At 68.3% G+C, this 15535-nt stretch carries 16 protein-coding genes; 1 reads left to right on the top strand and 15 read right to left on the bottom strand.

What is annotated here, in order from left to right:
* Positions 1-140 precede the first annotated feature (140 nt).
* Genes HDC34_RS06210 through glmS form a run of 7 tightly spaced genes read right to left on the bottom strand, consistent with a single transcriptional unit; the run spans position 141 to position 7570 of the window.
* A complete protein-coding gene (locus tag HDC34_RS06210) occupies positions 141-668 on the bottom strand; it encodes a hypothetical protein (protein ID WP_179556261.1) in 528 nt (175 codons plus the stop codon).
* A complete protein-coding gene (gene tsaD, locus HDC34_RS06205; RefSeq protein WP_179557110.1) occupies positions 665-2260 on the bottom strand; it encodes a tRNA (adenosine(37)-N6)-threonylcarbamoyltransferase complex transferase subunit TsaD in 1596 nt (531 codons plus the stop codon). Before tsaD ends, HDC34_RS06210 begins: the two co-directional genes overlap by 4 nt.
* Positions 2260-2868 (bottom strand): tRNA (adenosine(37)-N6)-threonylcarbamoyltransferase complex dimerization subunit type 1 TsaB, encoded by a 609-nt coding sequence (tsaB, locus tag HDC34_RS06200; protein ID WP_179556260.1) that lies wholly within the window; start codon positions 2866-2868, stop codon positions 2260-2262. Before tsaB ends, tsaD begins: the two co-directional genes overlap by 1 nt.
* Before the next feature lie 10 nt (positions 2869-2878).
* Positions 2879-3457 carry a tRNA (adenosine(37)-N6)-threonylcarbamoyltransferase complex ATPase subunit type 1 TsaE gene (gene tsaE, locus HDC34_RS06195; RefSeq protein ID WP_179556259.1) on the bottom strand — a complete coding sequence of 193 codons (579 nt, stop codon included), beginning with the start codon at positions 3455-3457 and terminating at the stop codon, positions 2879-2881.
* Position 3458: 1 nt separating this feature from the next.
* Positions 3459-5342, bottom strand: coding sequence for an alanine racemase (locus HDC34_RS18175; RefSeq protein ID WP_179556258.1), 1884 nt, complete (start codon positions 5340-5342; stop codon positions 3459-3461).
* Positions 5339-5713, bottom strand: a complete 375-nt coding sequence (locus HDC34_RS06185) for a holo-ACP synthase (RefSeq protein ID WP_104312697.1) — start codon at positions 5711-5713, stop codon at positions 5339-5341. The genes HDC34_RS18175 and HDC34_RS06185 overlap by 4 nt, the downstream gene beginning before the upstream one ends.
* 6 nt (positions 5714-5719) lie before the next feature.
* On the bottom strand, positions 5720-7570 hold the full coding sequence (gene glmS / locus HDC34_RS06180) for a glutamine--fructose-6-phosphate transaminase (isomerizing) (protein WP_104312698.1): 1851 nt from the start codon (positions 7568-7570) through the stop codon (positions 5720-5722).
* A gap of 60 nt (positions 7571-7630) precedes the next feature.
* Here glmS and coaA point away from each other — a divergent pair, with 60 nt between their 5' ends.
* The gene (coaA, locus tag HDC34_RS06175; RefSeq protein WP_179556257.1) at positions 7631-8581 is read left to right on the top strand and encodes a type I pantothenate kinase; all 951 of its coding nucleotides are present in this window, start codon (positions 7631-7633) and stop codon (positions 8579-8581) included.
* Positions 8582-8824: 243 nt separating this feature from the next.
* Here the strand turns inward: coaA and HDC34_RS06170 are convergent, their stop codons facing one another.
* From HDC34_RS06170 to HDC34_RS06135, 8 genes are all read right to left on the bottom strand, one after another.
* Positions 8825-9961, bottom strand: a complete 1137-nt coding sequence (locus HDC34_RS06170; protein ID WP_179556256.1) for a mannitol-1-phosphate 5-dehydrogenase — start codon at positions 9959-9961, stop codon at positions 8825-8827.
* Positions 9961-10395 carry a PTS sugar transporter subunit IIA gene (locus HDC34_RS06165; protein WP_104312700.1) on the bottom strand — a complete coding sequence of 145 codons (435 nt, stop codon included), beginning with the start codon at positions 10393-10395 and terminating at the stop codon, positions 9961-9963. Before HDC34_RS06165 ends, HDC34_RS06170 begins: the two co-directional genes overlap by 1 nt.
* Positions 10396-10472: 77 nt before the next feature.
* Entirely contained in the window at positions 10473-12020 is a 1548-nt protein-coding gene (locus HDC34_RS06160) for a PTS mannitol transporter subunit IICB (protein ID WP_179556255.1), read from the bottom strand.
* A gap of 105 nt (positions 12021-12125) precedes the next feature.
* Complete coding sequence (locus HDC34_RS06155; protein WP_068479230.1) at positions 12126-12383, bottom strand: HPr family phosphocarrier protein; 258 nt, start codon at positions 12381-12383, stop codon at positions 12126-12128.
* Positions 12384-12664: 281 nt separating this feature from the next.
* Entirely contained in the window at positions 12665-14029 is a 1365-nt protein-coding gene (glmM, locus tag HDC34_RS06150; protein WP_179556254.1) for a phosphoglucosamine mutase, read from the bottom strand.
* 15 nt (positions 14030-14044) lie between these two features.
* Positions 14045-14530, bottom strand: a complete 486-nt coding sequence (gene rpsI / locus HDC34_RS06145; protein ID WP_104242637.1) for a 30S ribosomal protein S9 — start codon at positions 14528-14530, stop codon at positions 14045-14047.
* Between the two features lie 26 nt (positions 14531-14556).
* Positions 14557-15000 carry a 50S ribosomal protein L13 gene (gene rplM / locus HDC34_RS06140; protein ID WP_068479234.1) on the bottom strand — a complete coding sequence of 148 codons (444 nt, stop codon included), beginning with the start codon at positions 14998-15000 and terminating at the stop codon, positions 14557-14559.
* 164 nt (positions 15001-15164) lie between these two features.
* Positions 15165-15515 (bottom strand): hypothetical protein, encoded by a 351-nt coding sequence (locus tag HDC34_RS06135; protein WP_104312703.1) that lies wholly within the window; start codon positions 15513-15515, stop codon positions 15165-15167.
* Positions 15516-15535: the final 20 nt, after the last annotated feature.

Here is a 15535-nt window from a genome sequence, read left to right as displayed (position 1 = left end):
TCCGCTCCTCTCAAAGCGTCTTGGGATGCTCCAACGGTACGGCCGCGGGCTTGGCGGAGCGTCATCCCCGCGGTCAGAGCACCGTCATCCCGCAGGATGACTTCACGGCAGGCAGGACGACCCGCGGCTCTCTGCTTGCCTCAGGCGACGGCGAACGCGAAGCCGACGCAGCCGACGGCGATGACCGCCGCGAGCACGAGGGCCACGACCCAACCGCGATGCCGACGCGCGAGCACTGCCAGCAGCACGGCGACCGCGGCGATGCTCGCACCCATGTACAGGGGCCAGAGCGGAGACGGCGTCACCGCGACCGAGAGCGCGGTTGCGACGATGCCGGCCGCGAGCGACAGCAGCACGGAGACGACAAGCGCGAACCGGCTCAGGCCCAGACCTGCGGGCTCAGGCGATCTCGTCGTCGGAGCGGATGCTGACGCGGTCGCGTTGGCCTGGACATGCGCGACGGCCGGGTCGACCTCCACGCGCGGAGCCGACGCCGCGACCGCGGCGGTTTCGGTGCCGGCCTCCGCCGGCGGGTGACCGTCTGCGGTCGTCCGCGGGGTGAGCGCCGAGTAGGCGGCGTTGCTGGTGTCCTCGACCGGGGTGCGGTCGATCGGCGGCAGCTCCACCGGTTTGCGCGGCGGCAGCTTCGGCTGCTCCGGTGTCGTCACGCGATTCCCCCTCCTGCTGAATCCCTCATCGCTGATCCCACCTGCACCCCGAGGGGCGTCGCCACCGGCAGGGTCGAATCCGCGGCGAAGTCGAGCGGCGCCGGCGCATTGCCCGCGGCGAAGAGCATCGCACCGACCGCGGCGATCATCGCCCCGTTGTCCGTGCAGAGACGGAGGGGTGGGATGCGCAGCTCGATCCCGGCTTCCGCGCAGCGCTCCTCGGCAAGCTCACGCACACGGGCGTTGGCCGCTACTCCCCCGCCGAGAACAAGACGGGGCACGCCGAGTTCGGTGCAGGCGGCGACCGCTTTGGCGGTGAGCACATCGGCCACCGCCTCCCGGAAGCTCGCGGCGACGTCGGCGACGGGCACGGGCTCGCCTGCATCCTCCCGCGCCTCCACCCACCGGGCGACAGCGGTCTTGAGGCCCGAGAACGAGAAGTCGTAGCGATGCTTCTCGAGGTCCTTCGGCTTGGTCAGTCCCCGCGGGAAGCGGATCGCCCTCGGGTCGCCGCCGGCGGCAGCCTTGTCGATCTCCGGACCGCCCGGGTACGGCAGGCGAAGCAGGCGCGCTACCTTGTCGAATGCCTCGCCCGCCGCATCGTCGATCGTCTCACCGAGCAGCTCGACATCATCGACGAGGTCGCGAACGTGCAGGAGAGACGTGTGCCCGCCCGAGACGAGCAGCGCGACGGCGGGCAGCTCGAGCTGGCCGACATCGTCGCGGAGCACGTCAGCCGCGACGTGGCCGACGAGGTGGTTCACTGCGTAGAGCGGGATGCCCGTGGCGACGTGCAGCGCCTTGGCCGCCGCCGTGCCGACCATGAGCGCCCCCGCGAGGCCAGGGCCCTGGGTCACGGCGATGGCATCGAGCTCATCGAGCGTCACCCCCGCTGTCTCGAGGGCCGCGGCGATCGTCGGCACGATGGCATCGGCGTGGGCGCGCGCGGCGATCTCCGGCACGACGCCACCGAAGATGGCGTGCTCATCCATAGACGAAGCCACCTCGTTGGCGAGCAGTTCGCGACCGCGGACGATGCCGACGCCGGTCTCGTCGCACGACGACTCGATGCCGAGCACCAGCGGCTCCCGTCGCGAACCCGCCGCGACGCGCGTTTCCGCAGACACCCGAACCGCTGGCAGCTGGCCGCGCATCACGATCGCATCCACACCCTCTCTTGGGTAGTACTTCGGCCTCCGGCCGATCTCCTCGAAGCCGAGCCCGGAGTACAGGGCCCGGGCCGCCTCACCGTTCTCGCGCACCTCGAGGAACACCTGCTTCGCGCCGCGGCCCTCGGCCCAGGCGAACAGCTCGGCCAGCATCCGCGTCGCCCACCCGCCGCGCCGGAGCCGCTCGTCGACGGCGATCGTCTGCACATCCGCCTCGCCACCGCCCTGCAGCGCCATGACTCCTGCGGCCGCGAGGATCTCACCGGTAGCCGCGTCCTCGACGACGACATACCTCGTGTGCTGGCTCTTGACCTCGCCAGCGAGCATGGACGGCGACCACGGGTCGAGCGGGAACGCCGCCTCGTCGAGCCTCACCATGGCTGGGATGTCGTCATGGGACGCGTCGCGAAGCACGGCCCGCATCATCCGGTCACCCGCTTCGGGCCGTTCGATGGAACGGCATCGGCGCCACGCAGGTAGACGATCGAGTTCGGCTCGGCTTCGAGACCCTGCACCTCGCGGTCGAGCCAGGCGAGGGCGAGGTGAGCGGCCGAGATCGTGCGCGTGTCGAAACGGTGCGCGGCACCGGGAACGGTGTCAGGCCTGTGCAGCTCGCACGAGCTCGCCACCAGGAGGCCCTGCTCGTAGCGGGAGCAGGCGAGCTCACCGCGTCGGGCATCCGTCGACACGAGGAGGTCGCCGTTCGCCTCCGGATGCGCGGCACGCCACTCGTGGGCCGCCGCGTCGTGGCTCGGCATCGGGATGAAGCGCGCACCACGAGCGAACGCGAACGTGCGTGCCGCAGCGACGCCCACACGGAGCCCCGTGAACGGGCCGGGGCCCATCCCGCCGATCACCTGCGTGACGTGCTGGGGCGAGAGCCCCGCCTGGGCGAGCACCGTCTGGATGGCGTCGCCGACTGCCTCGGCGTGGTGGCGGGTGTCAGAGCTGCGCAGCTCACCGAGCACGCGACCGTGCGGGGTGACGATCGCGACATCCGTGCCCGCTGACGTATCGATCGCTAAGAGCATGCGATCGATTCTACGCGGGGGACGCGCCGAACTCGGTGCGCAGCGCGCGCCCGAGCGACTCGCCGACGGGACGGTCCCACACCCCGTGGACGCTCAAGGTCAGACGGCGTGGGTCGAGCGGCTCGTCGTCCGCGTCATCATCATCGTGAACCCCACCCCACAGGGCCCGTTCAGTCTCTGGCGCCGCACGGGACGACGCCGTCGAACGGTCGATGGTGAGCTCCAGCCAGCGATCGGCGACCAGCGGCACCGCATCGCGCCCCCACTCGACGACGGTCACGCTCGCAGCCAGATCGAGTCCGAGGTCGTCAAGCTCCGCGGGGTGCCCGAGGCGGTAGGCGTCGACGTGGATGAGCTCGGGACCGCCCACGAGCGACGGATGGGTGCGGGCGAGCACGAACGTCGGACTCGTGACCGGTCCGCGAACGCCGAGTGCCGAGCCGAGTCCGCGCGCGAACGTCGTCTTGCCTGCGCCCAGTGGGCCGGTGAGCACGAGCACGTCGCCGGCCACCAGCTGACCGCCGATGATCTCGCCAGCCCGAACCATGTCGTCGGCCGTGGCGAGACCCACGATGGCACTCGGTGTCATCTCAGCTCCCATCTGCCTCCCCCTTTCCTTCCCCCTGGAGTTCCCGGCGCACGACGCGCGTGCCCAGCGCCGCCACGAAGGCCCTGGGTTCGACGCCAGACCATGAGGCCCATTCATCGAGGCGGATGTCCTGAGGGCCCGAGCCGAAGACGGAGACCGGCATGCCGATCCACGCCTCCTGATCCTGGAGATCGATGACCACCTGGTCCATGGCCACGCGTCCGACGATCGGTCGCCGCCGGCCACCGACGACCACCTCGGCCCGGCCTGCGACCCGACGGGGAATGGCGTCCGCGTAGCCGAGTGGGACAAGACCCAGGATGGTGGACTCCTCGGCGACCCAGTCGTAGCCGTAGGAGACGCCGTGCCCTGCGGCGACACGCTTGACGTGCACGAGCTCGCTCGCGAGAGAGACCGCCGCGTGCGCTCCCAGCCCGTCGAACCCGTAGACCGCGCGGGTGCCGGCGTCCCTCGTGCGTTCGTGGTCGACGAGCGTGCTGCTTCGTGCCGACTCCCCGACGTGCACGAGCTCCGCCGTGGTCGCGACGACCGGGAGCAGGCCGTGTTCGAGGGCAAGACCAGCGACGAGTCGCGCGCCGAGCCCGTACGCGTCCGCGGAGACGTCGACGCTGAACATCCGAGCCGCCTGGCGAGCTCCCGTCCCATCGGCGAGCGCCTTCGCGAGGCCGCGTGCTCGCTCGCCCATGCGTGTGCGCAGCAGCTCGACGTCGACGGTGAGCTCCCGCCGCGGCGCGAGACCGTCGGTCCGCGCCGGGAAGCCCGCAGCGTCGTCCGGTGCTGCGCCGCCGAGTGCGGAAGGGCGGCGCGGGATGCGCGCACTGAGCCGGGTGACGACCTCGTAGTTGATGGTGCCCGCCGCGGCCGCCCAGTCGTCGGCGCTCGCAGAGCGATCCGCGTCGATGACCATCAGGCGAGGCTGCTCGTCACGCGCGGCTGTCTGCTCGGACGGGGCGACGTCAGCGTCGACCGGCTCGATGCGAAGCTCCAGGGCCTCGATCGATGCCAGGCGCCAGCCGGCCCCCGCGTCGTCCGTGAAGAGCAGCGAACCCGGTGCAACCGGGGGCAGCCCGGCTGCATGCCCGACATCGACTCGAAAGCCTCGTTGGTCTTCGCGGATCGGAGCGCTCAGCGCGAGCGCCGGTCGCAGGGCCACGGGACAGTCGGCGTCCGCGGAGAACGGCGAGAGCCCGTACAGCGAGACGCCGAGGCGCACGAGGTCCAAGCGCGCCTCCGGCAACGTCATCGAGCCCGCCGTCGCGGCCAGATGCCGGATCGACGGAGTCAGCCCGCAGCGTTCCGCGAGATCAAGCGCACGCTCGAACGAGGTGAGCTGGGCGACGTCAGCCGCGTGGCCCGCACCCGCGAGGTGGCTGAAGAGCCCGTCGAGCCGGATGATGCCTCGTTGCTCGAGCTCGGCCGCCTTCGTGAACGCGGCTTCCCACTCGAGCACACTGATCCCGTTGCGCCCGAGGCCGGTGTCGAGCTTGAGATGCACCGCCACGGAGCGATCCGAGTGCTCGAGGCGACCAAGACCGATGTCCAGGAGTTCAAGCTGGGCGAGCGAGGAGATGCCCAGCTCGATCTCGGCGCCCAGCGCCGCGAGCCAATCGGTGCGGGCCCCGTGCATCCAAGCGAGGATGGGCGCGGTGATGCCAGCCGCCCGGAGCGCGAACGCCTCAGCGAGGTCGACGACGCCGAGGCGCTCCGCTCCGCCCTCGAGTGCGGCCCGCGCGACGTCGGACGCCCCGTGCCCATAGGCGTTCGCCTTGACGACGGCGAGGAGGGGCGTGCCGGTGAGCTCGGCGACCGCGCGCACGTTCGCCCGGATGGCATCGAGGTCGACGTCGATGCGGGCGCCGGTCACGCGCCGGCTCCAGCGCCGACAGCCCGCTCGGCGATGACAAACGCGGTCGCCGTCGTGCGCTCATGGGTGAGCGAGAGGTGCAGGTGGTCGACACCCACGGCGTCGAGATGCGCGCGGAGCGCGGGGGTCACCGCGAACTCGGGTCGACCCGCTGGACCGCTCTCCACCTCGAAATCGAGGAAGCTGAGCGACCCGATGCCGCCGAGCGCCTTCACGGCCGCCTCGCGAGCCGCGAACCGTGCGCCGAGTGACGCCACAGACCGCTCCCGCTCAGCGGGAGTGAAGAGTCGTTCACGCAAGCGCGGCGCCCGCTGCAGGGCCCGCGCGAACCGCGCGAGCTCCACAGTGTCCACTCCGATACCGACGATCACGCTCGACTACTCGACGGTGACGGACTTCGCCAGGTTGCGAGGCTGGTCGACGTCGAGGCCCTTCGCCGTCGCCAGCTCGATCGCGAAGATCTGCAGCGGCACGACCGCGAGGAGCGGCTCGAAGAAGGGCTCTGTCGGCGGAACCGCGATGACCTCGTCGGCGTACGGCAGCACGGCCGCGTCGCCGACCTCGCAGATCGCGAGCACCCGGGCGCCGCGGGCGCGGATCTCCTGGATGTTCGAGACGATCTTCGGGTGCAGCGTGTCGTCGTGGCGAGGGCTCGGCACGATGACGAACACGGGCTGCCCAGGTTCGATGAGCGCGATCGGGCCGTGCTTGAGCTCGCCCGCCGCGAAGCCCTCCGCGTGGATGTACGCGATCTCCTTGAGCTTGAGCGCGCCCTCGAGCGCGATCGGGTAGCCCACGTTGCGGCCCAGGTACAGCACTGAACGGGTGTCGGCCATCCAGTTCGCGAGCTCGTGGATGCGTTCCCGAACGCCGAGGACGGTGCGCACCTTCTCGGGGATCGTCTGGAACTCCGTGAGGAGCTCCTCGCGGCGCTCGTCGGTCATCGTGCCGCGCACGGTGGCCGTGTAGATGCCGAGCAGGTAGAGCGCGGTGATCTGGGCGAGGAACGCCTTGGTCGATGCGACCGCGACCTCGGGTCCCGCGTGCGTGTAGACGACCGCGTCGGACTCGCGCGGGATCGTCGCGCCCTGCGTGTTGCAGATCGAGAGCGTCTTCGCTCCTCGGGACATGGCGTAGCGAACCGCCATGAGCGTGTCCATGGTCTCGCCCGACTGGCTCATCGAGACGATGAGGGTGCGGGAGTCGAGGACAGGGTCGCGGTAGCGGAACTCGTGTGCGAGCTCGACCTGCACGGGTACTCTGGCCCACTTCTCCATGGCGTATGCGCCAACCTGCGCCGAGTACGCGGCCGTTCCGCACGCGACGATGATAATGCGGTGGATGTCGTTGAAGAAGTCGTCCCCGAGCGCGTCGAGATCCGGCAGCGCCACTCGACCCTCGACGATGCGACCGCGCAGCGTGTTCGCGACGGCCTCCGGGTCCTCGTCGATCTCCTTGGCCATGAAGCTCGGCCAGCCACCCTTCTCGGCGGCCGACGCGTCCCACGACACCTCGAACGCCTCTGCCGTGGCAGGCTCGCCATCGAACGTCGTGATCTCGACCGAATCCGGTCGCACGAGCACGATCTGCTCCTGACCGACGGCCAGTGCGCGCGGCGTGTACTCGACGAAGGCGGCGACGTCGGAGCCGAGGAAGTTCTCTCCATCGCCGAGGCCGATGACCAGCGGCGAGTTGAGACGCGCTCCGACGACGAGTCCGGGCTCGTTCGCGTGCACGGCGAGGAGCGTGAACGCTCCGTCGAGGCGGCGGACCACGGCGCGGAAGGCCTGCTCGAGGCTGCCGACCTCGCGATAGACGTGGCCGATCATGACGGCCGCGACCTCCGTATCGGTCTCCGACTGGAAGGTGTAGCCCAGCTCGACGAGCTCGGCCTTCAGCTCGGCGAAGTTCTCGATGATCCCGTTGTGAATGACGGCCAGCTTGCCGTCATCGGCGAGGTGCGGATGCGCGTTCGCGTCCGTCGGACCGCCGTGCGTCGCCCACCTGGTGTGGCCGATACCCGTGTGGCCGTCGGAAAGCGGGTGGCGCTCCAGGTCCTCACGCAGCACCTTCAGCTTGCCCGCACGCTTGCGGGTCTCGATCTGCCCCTCATCATCGATGACCGCGACACCAGCGGAGTCGTACCCCCGGTACTCGAGTCTTGCGAGGCCGCCCATCAGGATGTCAAGGCTCTCTCGTGGACCAACGTAACCAACAATTCCGCACATACGGGCCATCTTAGGGGCACCGCTCATGCGGGGCCGGACACCGCACTAGACTCGCGTTCTATGTCCGCAACTGGTCAGATTCCGCGCAGCGGAGGAGACTCGCCCTTCGTCGAGATCCTCCGCCAGGACTGGGCCGACCTGGCACCATCCACCCCGATGACGCTCGACGAATCCGACCTCATCCGGCTCCGCGGCCTCGGGGACCACCTTGATCTCGACGAGGTCCGGGACGTCTACGTGCCGCTCTCCCGCCTCATCAACCTGTACGTCTCGAACGCCCGTTCCCTGCACCGGGCGACCAGCGGCTTCCTCGGCGAGCGCAGCGCATCCACCCCGTTCGTCATCGGCGTCGCCGGGTCGGTGGCCGTCGGGAAGTCGACGGTGTCGCGCCTGCTGCGCGAGCTCCTGCGCCGCTGGGAGGACACGCCCCGCGTCGAGCTCGTCACCACGGACGGCTTCCTCTACCCCAACGCGGAGCTCGAACGCCGCGGCCTCATGGAACGCAAGGGCTTCCCGGAGTCGTACGACCAGCGGGCGCTGCTGCGGTTCATCACGAAGGTGAAGAGCGGTGCGGCTGAGGCTCGCGCGCCGTTCTACTCGCACCTGAGCTACGACATCGTCCCCGACGCCGAGATCGTCGTGAATCAGCCGGATGTCCTCATCGTCGAGGGGCTCAACGTGCTCCAGCCCCCGCGCGCTCACTCGCTCGCCGTGAGCGACATGTTCGACTTCTCCATCTACGTCGACGCGCGCTCCGAAGACATCGCCCGCTGGTACGAGCAGCGTTTCCTCTCGCTGCAGCGCGGCGCGTTCACGAACCCGAGGTCGTACTTCCGGCGCTTCGCCGATCTCAGCACCGATGAGGCCCTCGAGCATGCCCGCAGCATCTGGGCGCGCATCAACGGCCCGAACCTGCGGGAGAACGTCATGCCGACCCGCTCCCGCGCGCAGCTCGTGCTTCGGAAGGCGAGCGACCACACCGTGCGCAGCGTCCTCCTCCGCAAGGTCTGAGCCCGACTCCTCACGCTCGCACCCTCGGGCGCCTGGGTCGGGGTCTCGTCGTGCGCCGCCGGACCCGGTCGCACGCCGCGGCGTCGAGGTCTCGGGATGGCAGCCTCGCTTCGTTGCGGGAAACTTCCCGCAAGAGAGGAAGGTTCCCATCCCGAGACGACGTGGCACCGCTGGGCGGCCGATCAGCAGGACGCCCCCTCCGAGTGAGCTCGGAGGGGGCGTCCTGCTGCGTGGAGCGGATGCCTAGGCGGTGCGTGCCGCCTGCGCCTGCTCGACCTCGGCGACGACCGCCGCGAAGAGCGCGCCGCTCTCGAGGCCGGTCACCTCGCGAGTGAACGTCTCCGCGTCCAGCGTGGCGAGCTTCTGCTGCAGCTCGACGCTCTCCTGGTCTGCCTCGACGTCGAACCGAAGGGCCGCTCCGATCGCTCGCACGAGGGCGTCGTACGACAGCCCTGCGGCGGCAGCCTCCGACGCCGGACGCACGAAGCGCTCCTTCGCCGAGAGCTTGCGCAGCGGCTGACGGCCGACACGAGCGGGCTGGTCGGGCAGATCACGGTTCGCGAACCTCGAGAGCGTCGTCGCGACGTACTCGGCATGGTCGGCTTCCGAGAAGCCGAACTGCGAGACGAGCACTCGGCTCGTCTCGCCGAGCACCGCTTCGACCTCTGCCGCGACCGCAGGAAGCGCGAGCGCGTCCTGCATGTTCGTGGCACCCGCGACGAAGCCGTGATAGGCGATCGTCGCGTGACCCGTGTTCACCGTGAAGAGCTTGCGCTCGATGTACGGCTCGAGGTCGTCCACGAAGTGCGCTGCCGGGATGTTCGGCTCGGCACCGTCGAACGGCGTCCGGTCGATCGTCCACTCGAAGAAGTCCTCGACGGTGACGTCCACTCCGTCGACAGCCTGCTCGGGAACGATGCGGTCGACGGCGGTGTTGGCGAAGACCGCTCGATCGGCCAGCTCCTCAGCGCCTTCGAGGACAAGACCCCTGAGCGTGTCGGATGCGCCGATCGCGTTCTCGCACGCCATGACCGCGAGCTTCGGCGCATCAGCCGCGCGGGCTGCGAGGCCCTTGCGGATGACGGGCGCGATGAAACGGAGCACGTTCGGACCGACGGCGCACGTGACGACGTCGGCCGTCGCGATCTCCTGCACGACCTCGTCCTCGTGCGTGGCCGAGTTGATCGCCCTGAAGCGATCGACGACGTGGCTCTTCGCGGATGGGCCGACCTCGTGCACCGTGTAGGTGGCGACCGCCTGAAGGGCGCCGATGAGATCGGCGTTGACGTCGGCGTAGACGACCTCGTACCCGGCTTCATGCAGGACGAGCCCGATGAACCCGCGCCCGATGTTGCCAGCTCCGATGTGGACTGCCTTCATTACTCGTTCACGTCCCCGAGGAGCCGCGCGAGCTCTTCCGGCGTCTCCGCCTTCAGGAGGGCTTCCACGTTGTCCTCGTCGCTGAACACGATCGCGACGCTCGAGAGGATCTCGAGGTGGCCGCCGTCCTTGCCTGCGATGCCGATGACGAAACGAGTCTCGTTTCCGCCCCAGTCGATGGGCTCGTCGTAGCGGATCACGGAGAGGGCGGAACCGAGGATCGAGTCCTTGGCTTCGTTCGTGCCGTGCGGGATAGCGAGGTAGTTGCCCATGAACGTCGAGACGCTCTGCTCGCGATCGTGCATGGCCTGGATGTAGTCCTGCGTCACGGCACCGGCTGCGACGAGCAGCTCGCCCGCTTCCGTGATGGCTTCCTCGCGCGTTCGTGCTGTTCCGCCGAGACGGATGCTGTCGAGGCTCAGTACTTCTGCCATTTTTTCGGTTCCTTTCGATAGGAGGCCCCGAGCTGGAGTGTTCCAGCTCGGGGCCGAGGGTCAATCGATGGCGGGGCTCACTGGTTGGCGAGCCTAGCCACGACCTCGTCATACCTGGGGCTGTTCATGAAGTTTTCCACGGACACGTGGATCGCGTCTGGGGACTTCTGCTTCGCCCGGTCCGTGAGGTCCTGGTGCGTGACGATGAGGTCCGGTGTTGCATCGAGGTTCGCGATCGAGACGTTCTTCACGTTGATCCCCTCGATTCCGGCCTTCTTGATCTTGTTCCTGAGCACGGATGCGCCCATGGCGCTCGAGCCCATGCCGGCATCGCACGCGAACACGACGTTGGTGATCACCCTGGTCCCGACCGCGTCGCCACCGGCCTGCGTGGCAAGACCCGACAGCGCGTCGGACTTCTTGCCCTTGTTCGCTTCGGTCTGCGCGACAGCATCCGCGAAGCTGTTGCCTCCGGCTGCTTCCGCGGCCAGGTCCTTCTTGCGCGAGCTCAGCAGGATCGCGGCAGCGATCGCGAAGGTGACTCCGGCCGAGAACACGACCGACAGGATGACACCGAGGTGGCTTCCCTGCGCCGTCATGATCATGATTGCGAAGATCGACCCGGGAGAAGCCGGTGCGACGAGACCCGAGCCGAAGATGACGTTCGTGAGGACACCGGTCGCGCCACCGCCGATGACCGCGAGGATCAGGGCGGGCTTCGCGAGCACGTACGGGAAGTAGATCTCGTGGATGCCGCCGAGGAACTGGATGACGACCGCGCCAGGTGCACTCGCGCGCGCGACGCCGACTCCGAAGAAGCAGAACGCGAGGAGGAGTCCGAGACCGGGGCCGGGGTTCGCCTCGAGGAGGAAGAGGATGCTCTTGCCCGCCTCTTCCGACTGCGCGACGCCGAGGGGCGTGAGGACGCCCTGGTTGATCGCGTTGTTGAGGAAGAGGATCTTCGCGGGTTCGATGAGGATGCTCGCGAGCGGCAGCAGCCCAGCGTTGACGAGTGCGTCGACTCCCTCGCCGAGGCGTTCGGTGAGCCACGTGATGACCGGAGCGATCGCGAAGAACCCGGCGAGAGCCAGAAGCATCGCGAGGATACCGGCGGAGAAGTTGTTGACGAGCATCTCGAAGCCGGCGCGGATCTTGCCGTCCCAGATGCTGTCGACCTTCTTCATGATCCATGCCGCGAGCGGGCCCATGATCATGGCACCGATGAACATCGGGATTCCCGCGCCGACGATGACACCCATCGTCGCGATCGCGCCGACGACGCCACCACGCGTGTCGTAGACCATCTTGCCGCCCTGATAGGCGATGAGAAGGGGCAGCAGGTACGTGATCATCGGGCCGACGAGACCGGGGAAGGCTGTGCCCTCGGGGTTGTCGTCGCTGATGGTGGCCGGGTCGATCGCCCAGCCACCGAGGGTGCCCCAGAGCTGGCCGTTGGCGGGGAACAGCTCGTTCAGCCAGCCGGTCTCGATGAAGAGCGTGGTGATGAGGCCCCAGGCGATGAACGCCGGGATATTCGGCATGACCATGCCGGAGAGGAACGCACCGAACTTCTGGACGCCGACGCGGGCACCCTTGCGTTCGGTCGTTGTGGCTTCTGCAGTCATTGTTGCTCCAAGCAGTCCCCATGCGCGGGGATCGGAGGGGAGAAGTCAGTGCGACTGTTCCCGGATTTCAAGAATTGGCCGAGTGGCCGGAGCGCGCGCGGCGGCTCAAGCGTCGTGGTCGGTCTCCAGAAGAGCCACGAGCTGGTCGGCGACGGCTTCGTCACCATCAACGGAGAGGGTGATCTCGTCGCCCTTGGAGACGCCAAGCGAGAGAACGCCGAGGATGCTGGCCGCGTTGACGCTCTTGTCGCCCTTCGCGATCGTCACCGGGACGCCCGCTTCGGTTGCTGCCTGCACGAAGATCGCTGCGGGACGTGCGTGAAGGCCGTGTTCCGATGCGACGGTGATCTTGCGTTCGATCATGGAGAGCTCCTTACGATTGGCGGGATTTCCGCGTGTTGAGCATATCCACGCGCGAAGCTCGAGATGCGAGATTGTCACCAAAACTTTGCCTCGGGCTTTGTTTTGTTCGCACACCGAGGTGAGCTCCCCTCGCGGAAGACTCACTGAGGGTGCCAGCGGCGAGGCTGGAGATCAAGAGGAATCCCGCAGAACGAGAACGGGGTTCCGCCGCACCACGTGATGGTGCGGCGGAACCCCGTTCTTGAATGGCGTCCGCGTGTGCCGAGTCTCGCGAATCCGACTCAGAGAGCCAGGCGTTCGCGGACGACTGCGGCAAGCGCCTCCGCGTGACGTTGCGCGGTCTCCTGCTCCCCGGCTTCGACCATGACGCGCACGAGCGGCTCGGTGCCGGACGGGCGCAGCAGCACGCGTCCGCTCTCACCGAGGTCGCGTGCGACCTGGGCGACCGCGGCCTGCAGCGGTTCGTCGGTGGCGCAGTCTTCCTTCCGCACCCCAGGCACGTTGATGAGCACCTGCGGGTAGACGCGCATCACGGATGCGAGTTCGGCGAGGGTCTTGCCCGTGCGCCGCATCTCCGCCGCGATGTGGAGTCCGGTGAGGATGCCATCCCCCGTCGTCGCGTAGTCGGTCAGGATCACGTGCCCCGACTGCTCGCCGCCGAGGGCGAGGCCTCGCTCGTTGAGTTCCTCGAGCACGTAGCGGTCGCCGACCTTGGTCTCGATCATGCGGATGCCTGCTTCGCGCATCGCGATCTTGAGGCCGAGGTTCGACATGACGGTCGCCACGAGCGTGTCTTCACGCAGGGCGCCGCGTCGGCGCATCGAGACGGCCAGGATCGCCATGATCTGGTCGCCGTCGACGACGTTCCCGTCAGCATCGATGGCGAGGCAGCGGTCGGCGTCGCCGTCGTGGGCGATGCCGAGATCAGCCCCGAGCTCCGTCACGGTGCGTGCCAGCTCGCCGAGGTGGGTCGACCCGACACCCTCGTTGATGTTGAGCCCGTTCGGCGCGTTGCCGATGACGGTCACCTGCGCACCCGCGTCCGTGAAGACCTCCGGCGAGACCCCCGCGGCCGCGCCGTGAGCGCAGTCGAGCACGACGTGCAGTCCGCGCAACGGGGACGTGCCGTCTTCGCGCAGCGGAAGGCTGCGCAGCAGGTGGAGCGCGTACCGGTCTTCGGCATCAGCGAACCGCTCGATGCTGCCGACTCCTGCGCCGGTGGGCGTGAGCTTCTCACCGCCGAGCAGCGCCTCGATCTGATTCTCCAGATCGTCCGCCAGCTTGCGGCCCCCACGCGCGAAGAACTTGATCCCGTTGTCTGGCGCTGGGTTGTGCGAGGCGGAGATCATGACACCGAAGTCGGCGCCGATCTCCGCAGTCAGAAACGCAGCAGCCGGCGTCGGTATGACCCCGGCGTCGAGCACGTCGACACCAGAGGAGGCGAGTCCGGCCGCGACCGCGGCCGAGATGAATTCGCCTGAGACCCGCGGATCGCGGGCCAAAACAGCACGAGGCCGCCGCCCGTGCTCGCGAGCAGATGTCGCGAGCACGATGGCAGCGGCCTGGGCGAGGCTGAGGGCGAGCTCGACCGTGAGGTGGTCGTTCGCAAGCCCACGAACCCCGTCCGTTCCGAAAAGCCTAGGCATTCGAAATGTCTGGACTTAGCGCTTCGAGTACTGAGGCGCCTTACGGGCCTTCTTGAGTCCGGCCTTCTTGCGCTCCTTGACGCGAGCGTCACGGGAGAGGAAGCCAGCCTTCTTGAGCTCTGGGCGGTTGTTCTCGCGGTCGATCTCGTTGAGAGCGCGCGCGATGCCGAGGCGGAGTGCACCGGCCTGACCCGAGGGCCCGCCACCCGAGATGCGCGCGATGACGTCGTACGCGCCACCGAGGCTCAGGATCGTGAACGGGTCGTTGATGAGCTGCTGGTGCAGCTTGTTCGGGAAGTAGTCGGCGATGTCGCGGTCGTTGACCGTGATGGTGCCGGTTCCCGGGATGAGGCGCACGCGGGCGATGGCCTGCTTGCGGCGACCGACAGCCGCACCGGGAACGGTGAGTGCCGGACGAGGAGCCTGGACGGCTGCCTCTGCCTCTGGGGTTTCGGTCGAGTAGCTCTGCGGCTGCTCGATGGACTCTGCAATGGTTGCCACTGTGTTCTCTTTCCTAGCTCGGGCCGCTACTGGGCAACCTGGTCGAAGACGTACGGCTTCGGCTGCTGGGCTGCGTGCGGGTGCTCAGCACCTGCGTAGACCTTGAGCTTCTTGAGCTGGTCGCGTCCGAGCGTGTTCTTGGGGAGCATGCCGCGGATCGCCTTCTCGACGGCGCGCGTTGGGTGCTTCTCGAGCATCTCCGTGTAGGAGGTCGCCGTGAGGCCGCCCGGGTAGCCCGAGTGGCGGTAGGCGAGCTTCTTCTGGAGCTTGGAGCCCGTCAGCGCGACCTTCTCAGCGTTGATGACGATGACGAAGTCGCCCATGTCAACGTGCTGAGCGAAGGTTGCCTTGTGCTTGCCGCGGAGCAGTGCTGCCGCGTGGGTTGCGAGACGGCCGAGAACGACATCAGTCGCGTCGATGACCACCCAGTCATGGGTGATGTCACCGCCCTTTGGTGTGTACGTGCGCATGAATGTGCACCTTTCGTCGAAATGAGGAGGTCGTGAATCCCGCTCTGTCGTGATGGTTGCGGATGAGGCGCCGGGAGGCGTGTCCCGGGAAGACTCAGCCGCGAACGTCACAGTCGAGGGCTCAACTTCGAAGCCGACACCGAAGTGCAGACAACTTGAGTAGCTTACGCCAGCGAACGCGCGTTCGCAATCTCAGGCTGCGCGAGGCGCCGTGCACGGATCGTCCGGAACCGCGCCGCCGCTCCGAACACGCCCACGATCAGCATGGTTCCCACTCCCCCGGCGATCAAGGATGCAGCGAAGAGGAAGGATCCGAGGAAGAAGTCGGGGTCGGTCGGGTCGAGGGAGGGAATCGCCATGCTCACGATGCCGTAGGCGGAGACGATGATGCCAGCTCCGAGCGCGGTCCAGGCCCCGGCTGCCGTCGCTCGTGGCCAGAGTTTCGAGGTCAGGCTCAGCAGGATGAAGACGACGACGGGCAGAGCCAGCGCCGCGTAGCTGATGAGATCGACCATGCCTTCAGTCTGACCGTTCG

The organism is Pseudoclavibacter sp. JAI123 (assembly GCF_013409665.1).
Lineage (GTDB): Bacteria > Actinomycetota > Actinomycetes > Actinomycetales > Microbacteriaceae > Pseudoclavibacter.
Note: the sequence above shows the minus strand (reverse complement) of the source record. Positions and strands in the feature narration are given on the sequence as shown.

What these genes read in the sequence shown, in the direction of transcription:
- tsaE (WP_179556259.1), bottom strand. Translation starts at nt 3,457, where the DNA reads ATGACACCGAGTGCCATCGTGGGTCTCGCCACGGCCGACGACATGGTT.
- HDC34_RS06155 (WP_068479230.1), bottom strand. Translation starts at nt 12,383, where the DNA reads ATGATCGAACGCAAGATCACCGTCGCATCGGAACACGGCCTTCACGCA.
- rplM (WP_068479234.1), bottom strand. Translation starts at nt 15,000, where the DNA reads ATGCGCACGTACACACCAAAGGGCGGTGACATCACCCATGACTGGGTG.
- HDC34_RS06165 (WP_104312700.1), bottom strand. Translation starts at nt 10,395, where the DNA reads ATGGCAGAAGTACTGAGCCTCGACAGCATCCGTCTCGGCGGAACAGCA.
- HDC34_RS06170 (WP_179556256.1), bottom strand. Translation starts at nt 9,961, where the DNA reads ATGAAGGCAGTCCACATCGGAGCTGGCAACATCGGGCGCGGGTTCATC.
- coaA (WP_179556257.1), top strand. Translation starts at nt 7,631, where the DNA reads ATGTCCGCAACTGGTCAGATTCCGCGCAGCGGAGGAGACTCGCCCTTC.
- tsaB (WP_179556260.1), bottom strand. Translation starts at nt 2,868, where the DNA reads ATGCTCTTAGCGATCGATACGTCAGCGGGCACGGATGTCGCGATCGTC.
- HDC34_RS06160 (WP_179556255.1), bottom strand. Translation starts at nt 12,020, where the DNA reads ATGACTGCAGAAGCCACAACGACCGAACGCAAGGGTGCCCGCGTCGGC.
- glmM (WP_179556254.1), bottom strand. Translation starts at nt 14,029, where the DNA reads ATGCCTAGGCTTTTCGGAACGGACGGGGTTCGTGGGCTTGCGAACGAC.
- glmS (WP_104312698.1), bottom strand. Translation starts at nt 7,570, where the DNA reads ATGTGCGGAATTGTTGGTTACGTTGGTCCACGAGAGAGCCTTGACATC.
- HDC34_RS06135 (WP_104312703.1), bottom strand. Translation starts at nt 15,515, where the DNA reads ATGGTCGATCTCATCAGCTACGCGGCGCTGGCTCTGCCCGTCGTCGTC.
- tsaD (WP_179557110.1), bottom strand. Translation starts at nt 2,260, where the DNA reads ATGCGGGCCGTGCTTCGCGACGCGTCCCATGACGACATCCCAGCCATG.